Below are 13,810 nucleotides of genomic sequence, written 5' to 3' on the forward strand. Positions count from 1 at the left end.
GGGGTGAGCAGGGGGCTCAGCCGGCGAACCAGCGGACGGGCTTCGGCGCGAGGTTCTGGTAGACGTGCTTGGTCTCGCGGTACTCGGCGAGTCCGGCGGGGCCGAGTTCGCGGCCCACACCGCTCTTGCCGAAGCCGCCCCACTCCGCCTGGGGGAGGTAGGGGTGGAAGTCGTTGATCCAGACCGTGCCGTGGCGCAGCCGGCCCGCGACCCTGCGGGCCCGGCCCGCGTCGCTGGTCCAGACGCCGCCCGCGAGGCCGTACTCGGTGTCGTTGGCGAGGGCGACCGCCTCGTCCTCGGTGCGGAAGGTCTCGACGGTGAGCACGGGTCCGAAGACCTCCTCCCGTACGACCCTCATGTCGCGGTGGCAGTGATCGAGGACGGTCGGCTCGTAGAAGTAGCCGGTGGCGGGGCGGGTGTCGCTCGGCTCCGGCCGCTTGCCGCCGGAGCGCAGCACCGCGCCCTCGGCGAGCGCGGAGTCGACGTACGACTCCACCTTGTCGCGCTGCTGCTCGGAGACGAGCGGGCCGCACTCGACGCCGTCCACCGTGCCCCGGCCGAGCCGGATACGGTCCGCCCTGCGGGCGAGTTCGGCGACGAAGCGGTCCCGGACACTCTCCTCGACGATGAGGCGGGCGCCTGCCGAGCAGACCTGGCCGCTGTGGATGAAGGCCGCGTTGAGGGCCTGGTCGACTGCGGTGTCGAAGGCCTCGTCGGTGGCGCAGGCGTCGGCGAAGACGACGTTGGGGTTCTTGCCGCCGAGTTCGAGGGCGACCTTCTTGACGCTCGGGGCGGCGGCCTGGGCCACCTTCGTGCCGCTGACCAGGCCGCCGGTGAAGGAGACCAGGTCCACGTCGGGGTGCTCGGCGAGGCGGGCGCCGACCGAGTGGCCGGGCCCGGTGACGATGTTCGCCACACCGGCAGGGAGCCCTGCCTCCGCCAGCAGGTCGATGAGGGCGATCGTCGTCAGCGGGGTGATCTCGCTCGGCTTGACCACGAAGGTGTTGCCGGCCGCGAGCGCGGGGGCGATCTTCCAACTGGCCTGCAGGAGCGGGTAGTTCCAGGGGGTGATCAGGGCGCACACGCCGAGGGGCTCGTGCACGACCACGCTGTGGATGTCGGGCGAGCCCGCGTCGACGACCCGGCCCGGGGCCTCGGCGGCGACGAGGTCGGCGAAGTACCGGAAGGCGTCCGCGACGCAGTCGATGTCGACGCGACCCTCCTCGAGGGTCTTGCCCGCGTCCCGGCTCTCCAGCAGGCCGAGTTCTTCACGGTCGCGTACGAGGAGATCGGCGACGCGGCGCAGCAGTGCGGCGCGTTCGGCGACGGGGGTGCGCGGCCAGTCGCCGTGGGCGAAGGCCTGCCGGGCCGCGGCGACCGCCAGATCGGTGTCCTTCTCGTCACCCTCCGCGACCAGGGCGAACGGCAGGGCGTCCGCGGGGTCGATGATCTCGCGCGTGGCACCGGAGACGGCTTCGAGCCACTCTCCGTCCACGTGGATGGTCTTCCGCGCCTGAAGTTCTGGTGTGTCCGCCATGATCGGTTTTGCCTTCCGTTCCTGTTCAGTGCCCCTGTGTCACACACGTGTCACTCACCGGGACCGTTAGCGCATGCCCCCGCCCTTCGATTGCATGCGCAATCCATGGCTGAAAGTGCGCTGTGTCACTGGACATGCGGTCAAATGGGGCGAACCGTACGCTGAGAGTGGCGTGCGGGTGACGCGCACCACGGAGGTGACGGCATGGCCTCGAAAGCGTTGATCTGCGCGGCGGCGAGCGCGGCCCTGCTCCTTTCGCCGACCCTCGCCGCGGCGGGCGACGCCGACGACCTGAGCGCCCGGGAACTCGCGACGCAGGCGAAGGACAACCTTCTCGACGCCGAGTCCGTCCATCTGAAGCTGACGGACCGCAGCGCGGACGCGAGCACCAGCAAGACACAGCCGACCTCGATGGACCTCTCCCTCGACCAGGACGGCAACTGCGTCGGCACGATGAAGATGGGCTCGGACGGCGGCAGCGTAGAGATCGTCAAGCAGGGCGACGAGGTGTGGATGAAACCGGACACCGCGTTCTGGAAGTCCCAGGTGCCCGGCGGCCAGGGCGACGCGGTGGCCGAGCTGTTCAAGAACCGCTACATCCACGGCTCCACGCACGACGCCATGCTCAAGGGCATGGCCGACATCTGCGACCTGAGGGCCTTCCAGAAGGACGTCGACACTCCCGGCTCCTCCGGCAAGGGCGCCCTCACCAAGGGCGACGAGACGACGCTCGACGACACGAAGGTGATCCCGCTGAAGGGCCGGGAGGACGGCAAGCGCGCGACCCTGTACGTCACGTCCGACTCCCCGCACCGGCTGGTCTCGGCCACGCAGCAGGGCGGCGGGACCGACATGACGCTGACCTTCACGGACTACGACAAGCCGATCCCGACGAAGACGCCGTCGGCCGGCGACAGCGTGGACATCGGGAAGCTCCAGGACGAGCTGCAGAGCGTGTGAGCCAGGTGGGTCAGGTGAGCCAGGTGAGTCAGGTGGCCCACAGGGGAGTCATGGCGGTCAGTCGATGTCGAACGAGCCGGCGGCCGGTGCACACTCCCCGAGCGGCGGGCAGAACCAGTCCAACGCCGTGGTGAGCAGCTCCAGTTCGTCTTCACGGCCGTCCGCGTCGGCGCCGTAGGCGGCGATGGCGTAGATGTTGCCGTCCGAGGCGACGAAACGCTCGTCGTAGACGTGCCAGGTGCCGACGTCCGGCTCGCCCTTGATGCTGTCGGCGAGGTACTCCAGCCGTGACCCGGTGAACTCGCCGTCGTCCAGGGTCTGCAGGGACAGCTGCTCGAAGCCGGCCGGCTTGTGGGTGGCGTCCGACAGGTACAGCTCGAACGACGCGTCCGGCGACTCCTCCGACACCTGGTAGACCTGCAGGCGTTGTTCGCTGTCGCCGCTGCGGTAGTTGACGACGGCGATGCCGAACTGGGAGTCCACGGTGGTTCGCGACCACCCCTCGGGTATCGCGATCCGGAAGCCCTCGGCGTCCTCGTACTCCTCGTAGCCGCTGGGGAGTTCGGGGCCCGAGACAGTGGGCGACGCCGAGTCCTCGGTGGGCGACGCGCTCGGGTCGTTCTGCTGTGAGACCTCGCCCGCCGGGGAGGTCGGCGACGTGCTCGCCGCGGCCGCCGGGTCGTCGTCGTCCCCGGCGCCGACCACCAACGTCAGCACCAGACTCACGGCGACCCCTACGGCGGCGGCTCCGATCAGCACGGACCACACGAGCCGCCGGCTCATACCCCGGCCCGGGGCAGAGGCGGGCGCGGCGGACGGGCCGACGGGCGGCCAGGTCTCACTGGGCCACTGGGTCGGAGGCCATACGCCGCCGGCGCCGACGCCCTGCGCCGACGGCGGCAGACCGCCGCCCGTCACCTCCGTCGCAGGCCACGCCCCGCCGGCACCGCCGGCCGACCCCGCCGGAGGCCAGACGGTCCCCGGGGCTACTGGGACCGCAGGCACCGCCGCATCCGCATCCGGACCGCCCGCCGCCTCCGCAGCCGGACCGCCCGCCCCCTCCGCAGCCGGATCCCCTGCCACCTCCGTCCCCGCTGCCGGGCCGCCCGTCGGCCACGCCGGCGCGAACTCCGGCCGGGCCGGCGGTGGCGGAGTTGTCGGCGCCGGGAGGTCGGGCGTGGTTCCGTCGTCCTCCTCCCAGCGCTGGGCTTCCTCGTTCCAGTACCGCGCTCCCCCGCTGCCGCTCATGCCGCCCCTCTCACAGCCCCAGCAGACCGGCGACGGCACCGGCGGACGCGATGAGGCCGACCAGGGCCTGCGAGTCGGTGAGCAACTGCCGCAGTCGGTCGAGGCGTGACGGGCCGGCCTGTCCGGTGCGGGTGATCTCGTCCTCGGTCTCGGCGAGCGCCTCGTCCAGGGTGGCCGTCTCCCCGGTGGCCCGGACCCGGGTCAGGTCGGCGCGCAGCTCGCGTACCGCCTTCAGGAGTTCCTCGGCGGCCTGGTCGCGCTGAATTGCCGTGCCGTGGTGGCTCTCGGCATGCGCGTGGCTGCCGATGGCGAAGGTGCTGTGGGAGACGTCGCCGATGCTGACGTTCGGCTCATCCGTTGCCATCGCTCCGGGTTCCCTTCTGCGGCGCGGTGGCGCCTGTCGTGGTCGAGGTGGACGACGCGGAGGCGTGGCTGCCGACGGCGAAGGTGCTGCCCTCGACCCGGTCGATGTTCACGCCGCCCTGGCTGATGTTCACGATCTTCTGGACGAACTCGCCGGTCCGGTAACCGGAATCGGCGAGCGCGGCCCGTACCCCGTTCGCGACGCGGTCCTGCACGCTCTTGAGGTACCGCAGGACGTCCATCTCCTGGAACAGGGACCCGGCGGTCACCGAACCCAGTTCCCGCACCGACACGGCCGGCCCGTCGGGCAGCGCGCCCGCGTACCCGCCGGTGAGCAGCCGCCAGACGTACGCCACTCCCTTGCCCAGCGTGACCAGGGAGCCGGCCGCGGAGCCGGGCACCCGGACCACCGCCCAGGCCGCCTTGCCGAGCGCGTTGTTGTGGCGGAAGCGGTGGGCGGTGCGGTCGGCGTTCTTGAAGTCCTCGCGGACCGGCGTCAGCACGTGCGGCGCGACCTCCAGCATGAGCATGCGGCCCTGGGTGTGGATGCGCACGAAGACCGTGACGACCAGCTCCTCCTCCCAGCCGCCGACGCGGATGCGCAGGAAGTGCCGGCGCTTCTCGGCGCCCTCCTCGACCGCGCGCGCCCGGTGTTCCTCGAAGGCGTGCGGGGTGTACGGCGCCTCCTCGCGCCGCCGCAGCCCCTCGACGGGCAGGAACACGCACTCGTCGATCTCCAGCCGACGCAGCCGGTCGCGGCCCAGGTTCCCGGCGTACTCGGCGGGCAGGCGCAGTTGTTCGAGCAGGGGCCGGATCTTCTCCAGGACCGTGCGGTTGCCGAGCGGCTGCTGCTTCTTCATCTCGTCGGGACGCAGTTCGACGGCGAGCACCCAGGTCTCGTAGGCCGCGCCCGCGCCGCAGAACGGCCGTCCCTCGTGGTACATGATCATCGGCGCGTGCTGTTCCAGCCGGATGCGGTCCTTCAGCCGCTGGAACCGCTGCCCGTCGGCCCGCTCGGCAGGGTCGCCGGCGGCGTCCGGGAAGCGCTGCGGGGACAGTTCGGCGGCCATCACCCGGGCGAACTGGCCGCGCTGCCCGGCGATGCAGAGCGCGATCAGGCCGAACAGGACGAGCGTGGCCCAGGCCTGCCAGGGCTCGATGAGACTGCCGAGGTCGTCGAAGGGGAACAGCACGTCGGTCAGGCTCGGCGAGTCCGAGAAGCTGTCGCCGTACAGGCCGGAGGAGCCGTACGGGTCGTAGGAGGAGCCGTACACATCACTGTCGTCCGAGCCGCCGAACGCCGCGATCACCACGACGATCAGCAGGATCGCGAACATGATGCGACCCCACCAGCGGAACAGGAAGGCGGGCACCCTCCGGTACAGCGGCGGCTGCTCGCCGCGGCCCCTGACCCACTTGGCGACCGCGAGGTACAGGCTGGGGCCCAGAAAGAGGCCCAGCACACCCCCGGTCAGAACGGTGCCGACCACCCACAGCCCGAGGATCGCCCCGGCCCAGGTCAGCTCCTGGCGGCGGGCCCGCAGGGCGTGCGCGAGGACGCGGGCCGCGTCGAAGCCGAGTGAAGGGGCCACGATCCGCTGCTCGTTGAGGTGCAGCTCCTCGATGACCTTGTCGCGGTAAGCGGAGTCGAGATACGTGCCCGCGCACAACAGCCGGGTCGCCTCGCTGGCGTGCGGCGCGACGGGCGGCGGTTCGGCCGGCGGTGTGCCGGCGGATGTCTGGTGTGGTTGCTGAGGCACGTATGCGGTGCTCACGCCATTCCCCCGATGCGTGGACGAACTCCGGAAAACCCTTGCTCACACTGTTGTTGACAAACCATCAGCATAGAGGGACGGGCGGCACCGACGGAACCGGAATGTCACGCCGGGTGCCCCGGGCATGCCAGCACGTTACGGGCCGCCGCTGACGGCCGGCCCTCGGGCGATGGACCCCCGGGAATCCTTTGACTACAGTCAAAGAAGTATGAAGCCAGTGTCGATGGAAGACGTGACGGCCCTGCGCCGCTTCAACCGCTACTTCACACGCCGCATCGGCGTGCTGGACGACCACTACCTCGGCCAGGACCGCCCGCTCGGCGAGGCGCGGCTGCTGTTCGAGATCCACGAGAGCGCGTCCGGCGCGTCCCTGCGGGAGCTCAGGACGCGGCTCGGTCTCGACGCCGGGTACCTGAGCCGGATGGCGAAGGCCCTGGAGGCGCAGGGCCTGGTCCGTACGAGCGTGCACCCCGACGACAACCGGCTGCGCAGGGTGGAACTGACCCCCGCCGGACGTGCCGAGGTCAAGGAGCAGAACCGCCGGGCGGGCGCCCTCGCCGCCGGCCTGCTCGAAGGCCTCGCCCCGGCCCAGCGCACCGAACTGACCGCCGCCCTGGCCGGCGCCCAGCGCCTGCTCCGCCTGGCCGCCATCACCGTCGCCCTCGTCCCCGGCGCCTCCCCCGACGCCCGCACCTGCCTGGACGCGTACGCCGCCGACATCGACGCCCGGTTCCCGGAGGGCTTCGACGCGTCCGCGCTCGTACGGCCCGAGGAGGTGTCCGGCGACGCCGGGGCCTTCTTCGTCGCGTACGAGGAGAGCCGCCCGGTGGGCTGCGGGGCGCTGCGTCGGCTGGAGCCCCGGGCCGGCGAGATCCGGCACGTGTGGGTGCACCCGGACGCCCGCCGCCTCGGCCTCGCCCGACGGCTGCTCGCGGCGCTGGAGGGCGAGGCCGCCGCCCGCGGCTTCGACGTCGTACGGCTGGACACGCACGCGACGCTCACGGAGGCACAGGCGATGTACCGGGCGTGCGGGTACCGGGAGATCCCCCGCTACGACGACAACGAGTACGCCGCCCACTGGTTCGAGAAGCGCCTCGGCTGAGGCTCACGGCTCGAACGAGCCGACCGCCCTGGTGAGCGGCTCGCGCACCGACGCCGTGGTGAGGCTCTCGGGGCCGCTGGAGCGGATCGCGTACAGGGTGCCGTCGGCCGACTCGAAGCGGTGGTCGACGACCTGCCGCGGGCCGGTGTCCGAGTCGTCGTAGCGGTAGGAGAGTTCGGACCAGGTGGCGCCGGAGGCCCGGTCGAGGGGCCGGTAGCCGGGCCGGCGGGCGAAGCCGTATCCCGGGTGGGTCTCGGCGAGGGCGAGGGACTCGGCCACGGTGGGCTCCGCGAGCCGGAAGATCTGCAGTCGGCGTCCGTCGGCCGGGGCGTCGTAGGAGACGACGGGAGCCGGCCGGCCCTGCCTCTGGGTGCGGGTCCAGCCCTCGGGGACGTCGACGGAGTAGCCGACGGGGTCCTGGGCACGACGGTAGCCCGGGGCGGCGGTCGACGGGGTCACGGTGACACTCACCGCCGGATCGGGTCCGGCTCCGGGGCCCGAGGAGGTGTCGCGGATCAGGAACCAGACGCCGACGCCCACCCCTGTGCCCACCGCGACGGCGACGGCGAAGGCGAGCAGCAGGCGGCGTACCCCATGGCGGGGCGGTGGAGTGGGCGCGTACACAAGGGCCGTCCGCGTCGGCGCCCATGCCCAGGGCGCCTGCCCTCTCTCCTCGCTCGGCTCGTGTTCCGCTCCCGAGCCGGAGCTGTGGCCGTACCCTTCGCCGCTCATCACGACCCCCCGAACAACCGGCCCATGGCGATGTTCCGACGGTAGTGGCGGAAAGGGGCACGGGCCCCGTTCCGGTCGGAACCGGAACAGAGCCCGTGCGGGGTCGTGACAGAGCCGTCGAGGAGACGGCCGCCGTGACGGCTCAGATCAGCCCGAGACCGCGGACGGCCTCGCGCTCCTCCGCCAGCTCCTGCACCGAGGCGTCGATACGGGCGCGGGAGAACTCGTTGATGTCCAGGCCCTGGACGATCTCGTACTTGCCGTCCTTGGTGGTGACCGGGAAGGAGGAGATCAGGCCCTCCGGGACGCCGTAGGAGCCGTCCGACGGGATGCCCATGGAGGTCCAGTCGCCCTCGGCGGTGCCGTTGACCCAGGTGTACACGTGGTCGATGGCGGCGTTGGCGGCGGAGGCCGCGGAGGACGCGCCACGGGCCTCGATGATCGCGGCACCGCGCTTGGCGACGGTCGGGATGAAGTCCTCGGCCAGCCACTTCTCGTCGCTGACGACCTCGGCGGCGTTCTTGCCGCCGACCGTGGCGTGGAAGATGTCCGGGTACTGGGTGGCGGAGTGGTTGCCCCAGATGGTCAGGCGCCTGATGTCGGCGACCGTCGAACCCGTCTTCTTCGCGAGCTGGGTCAGCGCGCGGTTGTGGTCCAGGCGGGTCATCGCGGTGAAACGCTCCGCCGGTACGTCCGGGGCGGCGGCCTGGGCGATCAGGGCGTTGGTGTTGGCCGGGTTGCCGACGACGAGGACCTTGATGTCGTCCGCGGCGTTGTCGTTGATGGCCTTGCCCTGCGGCTTGAAGATGCCGCCGTTGGCCGAGAGGAGGTCACCGCGCTCCATGCCCTTGGTACGCGGGCGGGCGCCCACGAGGAGGGCGACGTTGGCGCCGTCGAAGGCGACGTTCGGGTCGTCCGTGATGTCGATGCCCTGAAGGAGCGGGAAGGCGCAGTCGTCCAGCTCCATGGCGGTGCCCTCGGCGGCCTTCAGGGCCGGCGTGATCTCCAGGAGGCGAAGCCTGACCGGCACGTCCGCGCCGAGCAGCTGGCCGGAGGCGATGCGGAAGAGCAGGGCGTAACCGATCTGGCCGGCCGCGCCGGTGACGGTGACGTTCACGGGAGTGCGGGTCATGGCGTTCTCCGTATGACAGCTGGCGGTGGGGCGTCCCTGCCCCGGACGTTTGATCGATCTCTTGGCGTCAAGAGAGATCCAGCGGTCAGGCTATCGCGCATCCGGGATGTCGGACGTCCGGGGCTGTGTGGCCCACCCCACAGAGCCGCCTCCGGAAGCGTGTGCGCACAAAAAGAGGCGGCCGCCCGTCCGGGAGAGGGGGGACGAAGGCGGCCGCCGTATGGGGGTACCGGTTGCCGGACTCCCGTGGGGGTAACGTGCGCGTGCCCCCGATTCGGGCGGGCATGCACGTCTCCCCGGATTCTTTTCCCGTTACTTCGTGCACCCCTCCTGACCCGCGGCCAGCGTCACGCAGGCCTCCGCCTCTCCCGCGTCCTTCACCGCAACCATCGGCGTGTACGCGATGGTGTCCCCGGCCACCGTGATGCTCCCGGTCTGCTCGGACTTCCCCACGGTCACCCGCACCTCGTCGCCCTGCGCGGCCTGCGTGATGCGCCCCCATGCGGCGCCGCAGGTCTCGCTGTAACGGACCTCGACGACGGTCGTGCCGACGGTCGCCGTCTTGGCGGTGGTCACGAGGTCACCGCTGCACCCCATGCTCTCCGCGTCCTTGCCGGTGCAGGAGTCACCGCTGCACTTCACTCCGGCCGGCAGGTCGGGATTGGTGGTTGCCGACGGCGAGGGCGAGTCGGCGGCGCCCTCCTTCTTGCCGTCGTCCCCTCCGTCGGTCAGGAAGTACGCGGCCACGACCACCACGAGCACACCGCAGACGCCCGCGAGGAACATCGTCAGCCGCCGCTTGCCGGCCGCCCCGCCGGAGGACTCCCCGCCAGGACGCGGACCCTGTGGGGGTTCGCCGTACAGGCTCGACGGCGCCTCAGTCCGAGCCGGACCGTCGGCCGGTGCCGACGGCGACGCCGCTGCCGGGGATCCGGCACCACGCCCCCCGGTCGGAGCCGGCCGCTGATACCCCGCCAGGCCCCACGAGTTGCCGCCCGCGGACCCGGCGGACGAGCCGCCCGCGGATCCGCCCGAGGACCCAGTCGAAGGGAGTGCGTCCCGTACGTCGCCCGCCGAGTCCCGGGCTTCCGGTGCCGTCGGCTGTGGCGGTACCGACGGGACCACACCGGCCGGTCCGGCGATGCCGGGCGTGGCCGTGGCACTGCTGCTCCTGCGGGCCGTCTTGCTGCCCTTGGCGCCCGCCGGAGGCGCCCCGAACTCGCCGAGCGCGGCCCGCGCCTGGGATATCCGGATGGCCTCCATGGTCATGTCGTGGCGCATCTCCGAGCGGCTCCAGGCGCGCTCGGCGAGCTCCCACATCGTGGTCAGATGAATGGGATTGGTGCCGGTGACCTCGGCCAGGGCGACGATCGCGCCCTTGGGCGCGAGAAGCCGGCCGTTGAGATAACGCTCCCAGGACGTCTTGCTGTAACCCGTGCGGTCCGCCACCGCGGCGACGCTCAGGCCGCTGCGGTCCACGAGCCGCCGCAGTTGGCTTGCGAACTCTCTGACCTGCGGATCGAGTTCGTCGGGCAAGGCCCTCCAACGAGGCATTGCTACCCCCCTCTTCCCCCCGGTTGTGCTGGTTGTTCCCCGCTTTTCCCCGTGCGTGGTGCCTCTGCCGAGTCCCCGTTGTGGCTACCCACAGGGATGCGCCCAGTCAGGATCTCAGTTCCCGGGGTGGGGGCGCACGGGTGCATCGTGGCCGCGGGCATGCACCGTTGCACGCCCACCGGGCGGAGGTCCAGTACGCCGACGGCAGAAAGGGACACGCTAGCGCCGATGTCCAACGACTTCGGGCAAAATCCGTGAACTTGTCAATACATCGACACGAGTGTCACACACCGGAAATACCGCCTGTCACGCAAGTGTTCGGCTCACCCAAACGCAACGGTGCCGACGACGCCGATCAGCAGCGTGACCAGGAGCAGCAGCACGGCGGACAGCAGCAGTCGCCCGCTCCGCCCGCGCCCGCTCTCCTCGGGGGGCGTGTCCCACCACGGCAGCGTGGGATCGTCCTCGTACCCGTCGCCCGCCGCACTCTCGGCGGGTGGGGCCGGCAACGTCGCGGGGCGGGGCCACGCCTGGACCGCCAGTTCCCAGCGCACGCCGTAGCGTTCGGCGTCCGTGCCACCGAGGCCCGCGATCCGGCACAGGGCGGCGACGGCCTGCCGGGGCGGGGGCTGGGTGGCGTTGAGATAGCGGTGCCAGGAGGACTTGCTGTAGGCGGTGCGGGCGCCGAGGGCGACCAGGCTGAGTCCCGTGCGGTCCTTCAGAAGCCGCAACTGTTCCACGAAGTGCCGCACCTCCGGCGGCAGATCGTCCGGCAACGGCTGCCAGCCGCCCATCAGCCACCTCCACCCGGAACTCCGATCCTGAACAAGTGACGACGTCAGAGGGCTGATCGGTTCCCTTGGCGGGTGCGACTGTCGCAAGGCGCGGACACCGTGGCGGAACGGTCACTTCCGTGCCACAGCGCACTGACAGCCATTGAACAGACGCTTCACCGTGCAGGAGTGTGGTGCACGGAGGCGGCCCGTCCTTGCTCGGGGGAGAGGACGGGCCGCCTCCGTCGCCGTACGGCACCGATCAGCTGCTGACCGTGAGGTGCAGCGTGTCCTTCAGGAACGGGATCACCAGCAAGGGGTTCGGCTGCACCATCAGCGCCAGCAGGGCGATCGCGAGGCCGAGCACGCCGTACGTGACGATGTCGGTGAAGCGGGAGCGCACCGCGAGCATGCCGACGTCCGGCAGCAGCCAGCGCAGCACGCCGCCGGTGAGCAGCGCGACGCCGATCAGGAGCGTGCCGTAGCGGAACAGGTCGAAGGCGGTCAGCAGCAGTCCGAGCCCGGTCATCGTCAGTACGGCGAGGACCGGCCACTGCCGGGCGGGCGCCGGGGCGCCGCTCGCGGCGGCCCGGCCGCCGCCCTCGGGGCGCGCGGTGTCCCGCGTGAACAACGGGAAGCGACGGGTCGTCCGGCGCGGCTTCCCCTCGGCGTCGGGAGCGCTGACGGGGTCCCGCACCTCGATCTCGTCGATGCCGCCGCCGTTCTCCACGGGCTCGACGGGCTCGACCGTCTCGACGTCCTCCGCCTTGCCGGGCGCGGTGCCGCCGGGCGCCGCGTTGCCCGACGGCGTCTGGCCGGACACACCCTCAGCCGACACTGCGCTCCGCCGCCTCAACCACGTTGACGAGCAACTGGGCCCGGGTCATCGGGCCGACGCCGCCCGGGTTCGGGGAGATGAAGCCGGCCACCTCGGCGACGTCCGGGTGGACGTCGCCCACGATCTTGCCCTCGGCGCTGCGGGAGACGCCGACGTCGAGGACGGCCGCGCCCGGCTTCACGTCCTCGGCGCGGATCAGGTGGGCGGAACCGGCGGCGGCGACGATGATGTCCGCGCGCTTCAGGTGGGCCGACAGGTCACGCGTACCGGTGTGGGCCTGGGTCACCGTGGCGTTCTCGCTGCGTCGCGTGAGCAGCAGCGGCATCGGCCGGCCGATGGTGACGCCACGGCCGACGACCACGACCTCGGCACCCTTGATCTCGACGCCGTAGCGGCGGAGGAGGGTGAGGACGCCGTTCGGGGTGCAGGGCAGCGGGGCGGGCTCGTTCAGGACCAGGCGGCCGAGGTTCATCGGGTGCAGGCCGTCGGCGTCCTTGTCCGGGTCCATGAGCTCCAGGATCCGGTTCTCGTCGATGCCCTTGGGGAGCGGCAGCTGGACGATGTAGCCGGTGCAGGCCGGGTCCTCGTTCAGTTCGCGGACGACCGCCTCGATCTCCTCCTGCGTCGCAGTGGCCGGAAGTTCGCGCTGGATGGAGGCGATGCCGACCTGGGCGCAGTCGCGGTGCTTGCCGGCGACGTACTTCTGGCTGCCGGGGTCGTCCCCGACGAGGATCGTGCCGAGGCCGGGCGTGACGCCCTTCTCCTTCAGCGCCGCCACGCGGGCGGTCAGATCGGACTTGATCGCGGCTGCGGTGGCCTTGCCATCGAGAATCTGGGCGGTCATGCCCCCATCCTCGCGGATGACCCCGCCCCGGTTCCAATCCGGGTGCCACCGGACAGCACGGCGCCCGTCCGCCCGTATCCCGCCATGATCAGCGATGTTGCACTTGCACAACACATACGGAATGCGGCTGGACAACAACTCGCCTCACCTAGAACCATGTGGGGCGCAGTATCGCGGTTGATGTTCGGGGGGCAAACCGCTCATATCTTGACGTTCCTCCGCACAGTCCGCATTGTCCCCAGCTTGCGCAACGGAGGAATCCCGCCATGAGTTTCGGCTCGCCCAACAACCCCTACGGTCAGCCACAGAACCCGCAGAACCCCCAGCAGCCGCAGCAGCCGCAGCAGCCGGGTTACGGCTACCCGCAGCAGGGCCAGCAGCAGCCGGGTTACGGCTACCCGCAGCAGGCCCCTCAGGGCGTCCCGCCGCAGCAGGGCTACGGCTACCCGCAGGCGCCGCAGGCCCCGGCCGGTTACGGCTACCCGCAGCAGCCGGGTTACGGCATGCCGCCGTCGTACGCGAACTGGGGTCAGCGGTTCCTCGGCACCCTGGTCGACGGCCTCATCTTCATGATCCCGTACATCCTCGTCATCATCGACGTCAACGCCCAGACCGGGTTCCTGTCGGTCGTCGGCGCGCTCGGCGTCATCGGCCTGGCGATCTGGCAGCTGATAAAGGAGGGCCGCACCGGCCAGACGGTCGGCAAGAAGGCCCTCGGCATCCGCCTCGTACGGGAGAGCGACGGACAGCCCCTCGGCGTCGGTATGGCCTTCGTCCGCCGCCTCGCGCACTTCCTGGACAGCCTGGCCTGCTACCTCGGCTGGCTGTGGCCGGCGTGGGACGCCAAGCGTCAGACGTTCGCCGACAAGGTCTGCTCGTCCATCGTGATCCGCTCGAATTGAGCACCGGTTCACCACAACTGACGGCGGATCGCTACGACGCCTTCTCGCCA

13 protein-coding genes are annotated in these 13,810 nt (G+C 71.2%); 3 read left to right on the forward strand and 10 right to left on the reverse strand.

Annotated elements, in window-relative coordinates; translation table 11 throughout:
* Nucleotides 1–16 precede the first annotated feature (16 nt).
* Nucleotides 17–1,537: an aldehyde dehydrogenase family protein gene (locus ADK57_RS19960; protein ID WP_053750832.1), complete on the reverse strand. Its 1,521-nt coding sequence runs from the start codon at nt 1,535–1,537 to the stop codon at nt 17–19.
* 204 nt (nt 1,538–1,741) lie between these two features.
* On the opposite strand from ADK57_RS19960, the gene ADK57_RS19965 reads away from it, so the two are divergent.
* A complete protein-coding gene (locus ADK57_RS19965; RefSeq protein ID WP_053750833.1) occupies nt 1,742–2,497 on the forward strand; it encodes a hypothetical protein in 756 nt (251 codons plus the stop codon).
* 57 nt (nt 2,498–2,554) lie between these two features.
* On the opposite strand, the gene ADK57_RS51310 is transcribed toward ADK57_RS19965, so the two are convergent.
* From ADK57_RS51310 to ADK57_RS19980, 3 genes are read right to left on the reverse strand one after another with little or no spacing between them, the layout of a single operon-like run.
* Nucleotides 2,555–3,745, reverse strand: a complete 1,191-nt coding sequence (locus ADK57_RS51310; RefSeq protein ID WP_234390320.1) for a hypothetical protein — start codon at nt 3,743–3,745, stop codon at nt 2,555–2,557.
* Nucleotides 3,746–3,755: 10 nt separating this feature from the next.
* The gene (locus tag ADK57_RS19975) at nt 3,756–4,109 is read right to left on the reverse strand and encodes a hypothetical protein (RefSeq protein ID WP_053750834.1); all 354 of its coding nucleotides are present in this window, start codon (nt 4,107–4,109) and stop codon (nt 3,756–3,758) included.
* Nucleotides 4,096–5,883 (reverse strand): hypothetical protein, encoded by a 1,788-nt coding sequence (locus ADK57_RS19980; protein ID WP_053750835.1) that lies wholly within the window; start codon nt 5,881–5,883, stop codon nt 4,096–4,098. The genes ADK57_RS19975 and ADK57_RS19980 overlap by 14 nt, the downstream gene beginning before the upstream one ends.
* Nucleotides 5,884–6,106: 223 nt before the next feature.
* Here ADK57_RS19980 and ADK57_RS19985 point away from each other — a divergent pair, with 223 nt between their 5' ends.
* Entirely contained in the window at nt 6,107–6,985 is an 879-nt protein-coding gene (locus ADK57_RS19985; protein WP_234390322.1) for a bifunctional helix-turn-helix transcriptional regulator/GNAT family N-acetyltransferase, read from the forward strand.
* 3 nt (nt 6,986–6,988) lie between these two features.
* Here the strand turns inward: ADK57_RS19985 and ADK57_RS19990 are convergent, their stop codons facing one another.
* From ADK57_RS19990 to ADK57_RS20015, 6 genes are all read right to left on the reverse strand, one after another.
* Nucleotides 6,989–7,717 carry a hypothetical protein gene (locus ADK57_RS19990; protein WP_053750837.1) on the reverse strand — a complete coding sequence of 243 codons (729 nt, stop codon included), beginning with the start codon at nt 7,715–7,717 and terminating at the stop codon, nt 6,989–6,991.
* Between the two features lie 142 nt (nt 7,718–7,859).
* Nucleotides 7,860–8,849 carry a malate dehydrogenase gene (locus ADK57_RS19995; protein WP_053750838.1) on the reverse strand — a complete coding sequence of 330 codons (990 nt, stop codon included), beginning with the start codon at nt 8,847–8,849 and terminating at the stop codon, nt 7,860–7,862.
* Between the two features lie 312 nt (nt 8,850–9,161).
* On the reverse strand, nt 9,162–10,403 hold the full coding sequence (locus tag ADK57_RS20000) for a helix-turn-helix domain-containing protein (protein WP_078973225.1): 1,242 nt from the start codon (nt 10,401–10,403) through the stop codon (nt 9,162–9,164).
* A 323-nt stretch (nt 10,404–10,726) separates the two neighbouring features.
* Nucleotides 10,727–11,197, reverse strand: a complete 471-nt coding sequence (locus tag ADK57_RS20005; RefSeq protein WP_053750840.1) for a helix-turn-helix domain-containing protein — start codon at nt 11,195–11,197, stop codon at nt 10,727–10,729.
* A 241-nt stretch (nt 11,198–11,438) separates the two neighbouring features.
* Complete coding sequence (locus ADK57_RS20010; RefSeq protein ID WP_053750894.1) at nt 11,439–11,906, reverse strand: DUF3017 domain-containing protein; 468 nt, start codon at nt 11,904–11,906, stop codon at nt 11,439–11,441.
* A gap of 97 nt (nt 11,907–12,003) precedes the next feature.
* Nucleotides 12,004–12,858, reverse strand: coding sequence for a bifunctional methylenetetrahydrofolate dehydrogenase/methenyltetrahydrofolate cyclohydrolase (locus ADK57_RS20015; protein WP_053750841.1), 855 nt, complete (start codon nt 12,856–12,858; stop codon nt 12,004–12,006).
* Nucleotides 12,859–13,124: 266 nt separating this feature from the next.
* On the opposite strand from ADK57_RS20015, the gene ADK57_RS20020 reads away from it, so the two are divergent.
* Nucleotides 13,125–13,760, forward strand: coding sequence for an RDD family protein (locus ADK57_RS20020; protein ID WP_053750842.1), 636 nt, complete (start codon nt 13,125–13,127; stop codon nt 13,758–13,760).
* The last annotated feature ends 50 nt before the right edge of the window (nt 13,761–13,810 follow it).

The sequence above is a fragment of the Streptomyces sp. MMG1533 genome (assembly GCF_001279775.1).
In the GTDB taxonomy this organism is placed as follows: Bacteria; Actinomycetota; Actinomycetes; order Streptomycetales; family Streptomycetaceae; genus Streptomyces.

Excerpts from the sequence above, each read along its gene's own strand:
- ADK57_RS19960 (WP_053750832.1), bottom strand. The coding sequence starts at position 1,537 with ATGGCGGACACACCAGAACTTCAGGCGCGGAAGACCATCCACGTGGAC.
- ADK57_RS19965 (WP_053750833.1), top strand. The coding sequence starts at position 1,742 with ATGGCCTCGAAAGCGTTGATCTGCGCGGCGGCGAGCGCGGCCCTGCTC.
- ADK57_RS51310 (WP_234390320.1), bottom strand. The coding sequence starts at position 3,745 with ATGAGCGGCAGCGGGGGAGCGCGGTACTGGAACGAGGAAGCCCAGCGC.
- ADK57_RS19975 (WP_053750834.1), bottom strand. The coding sequence starts at position 4,109 with ATGGCAACGGATGAGCCGAACGTCAGCATCGGCGACGTCTCCCACAGC.
- ADK57_RS19985 (WP_234390322.1), top strand. The coding sequence starts at position 6,107 with ATGGAAGACGTGACGGCCCTGCGCCGCTTCAACCGCTACTTCACACGC.
- ADK57_RS19990 (WP_053750837.1), bottom strand. The coding sequence starts at position 7,717 with ATGAGCGGCGAAGGGTACGGCCACAGCTCCGGCTCGGGAGCGGAACAC.
- ADK57_RS19995 (WP_053750838.1), bottom strand. The coding sequence starts at position 8,849 with ATGACCCGCACTCCCGTGAACGTCACCGTCACCGGCGCGGCCGGCCAG.
- ADK57_RS20000 (WP_078973225.1), bottom strand. The coding sequence starts at position 10,403 with ATGCCTCGTTGGAGGGCCTTGCCCGACGAACTCGATCCGCAGGTCAGA.
- ADK57_RS20005 (WP_053750840.1), bottom strand. The coding sequence starts at position 11,197 with ATGGGCGGCTGGCAGCCGTTGCCGGACGATCTGCCGCCGGAGGTGCGG.
- ADK57_RS20015 (WP_053750841.1), bottom strand. The coding sequence starts at position 12,858 with ATGACCGCCCAGATTCTCGATGGCAAGGCCACCGCAGCCGCGATCAAG.
- ADK57_RS20020 (WP_053750842.1), top strand. The coding sequence starts at position 13,125 with ATGAGTTTCGGCTCGCCCAACAACCCCTACGGTCAGCCACAGAACCCG.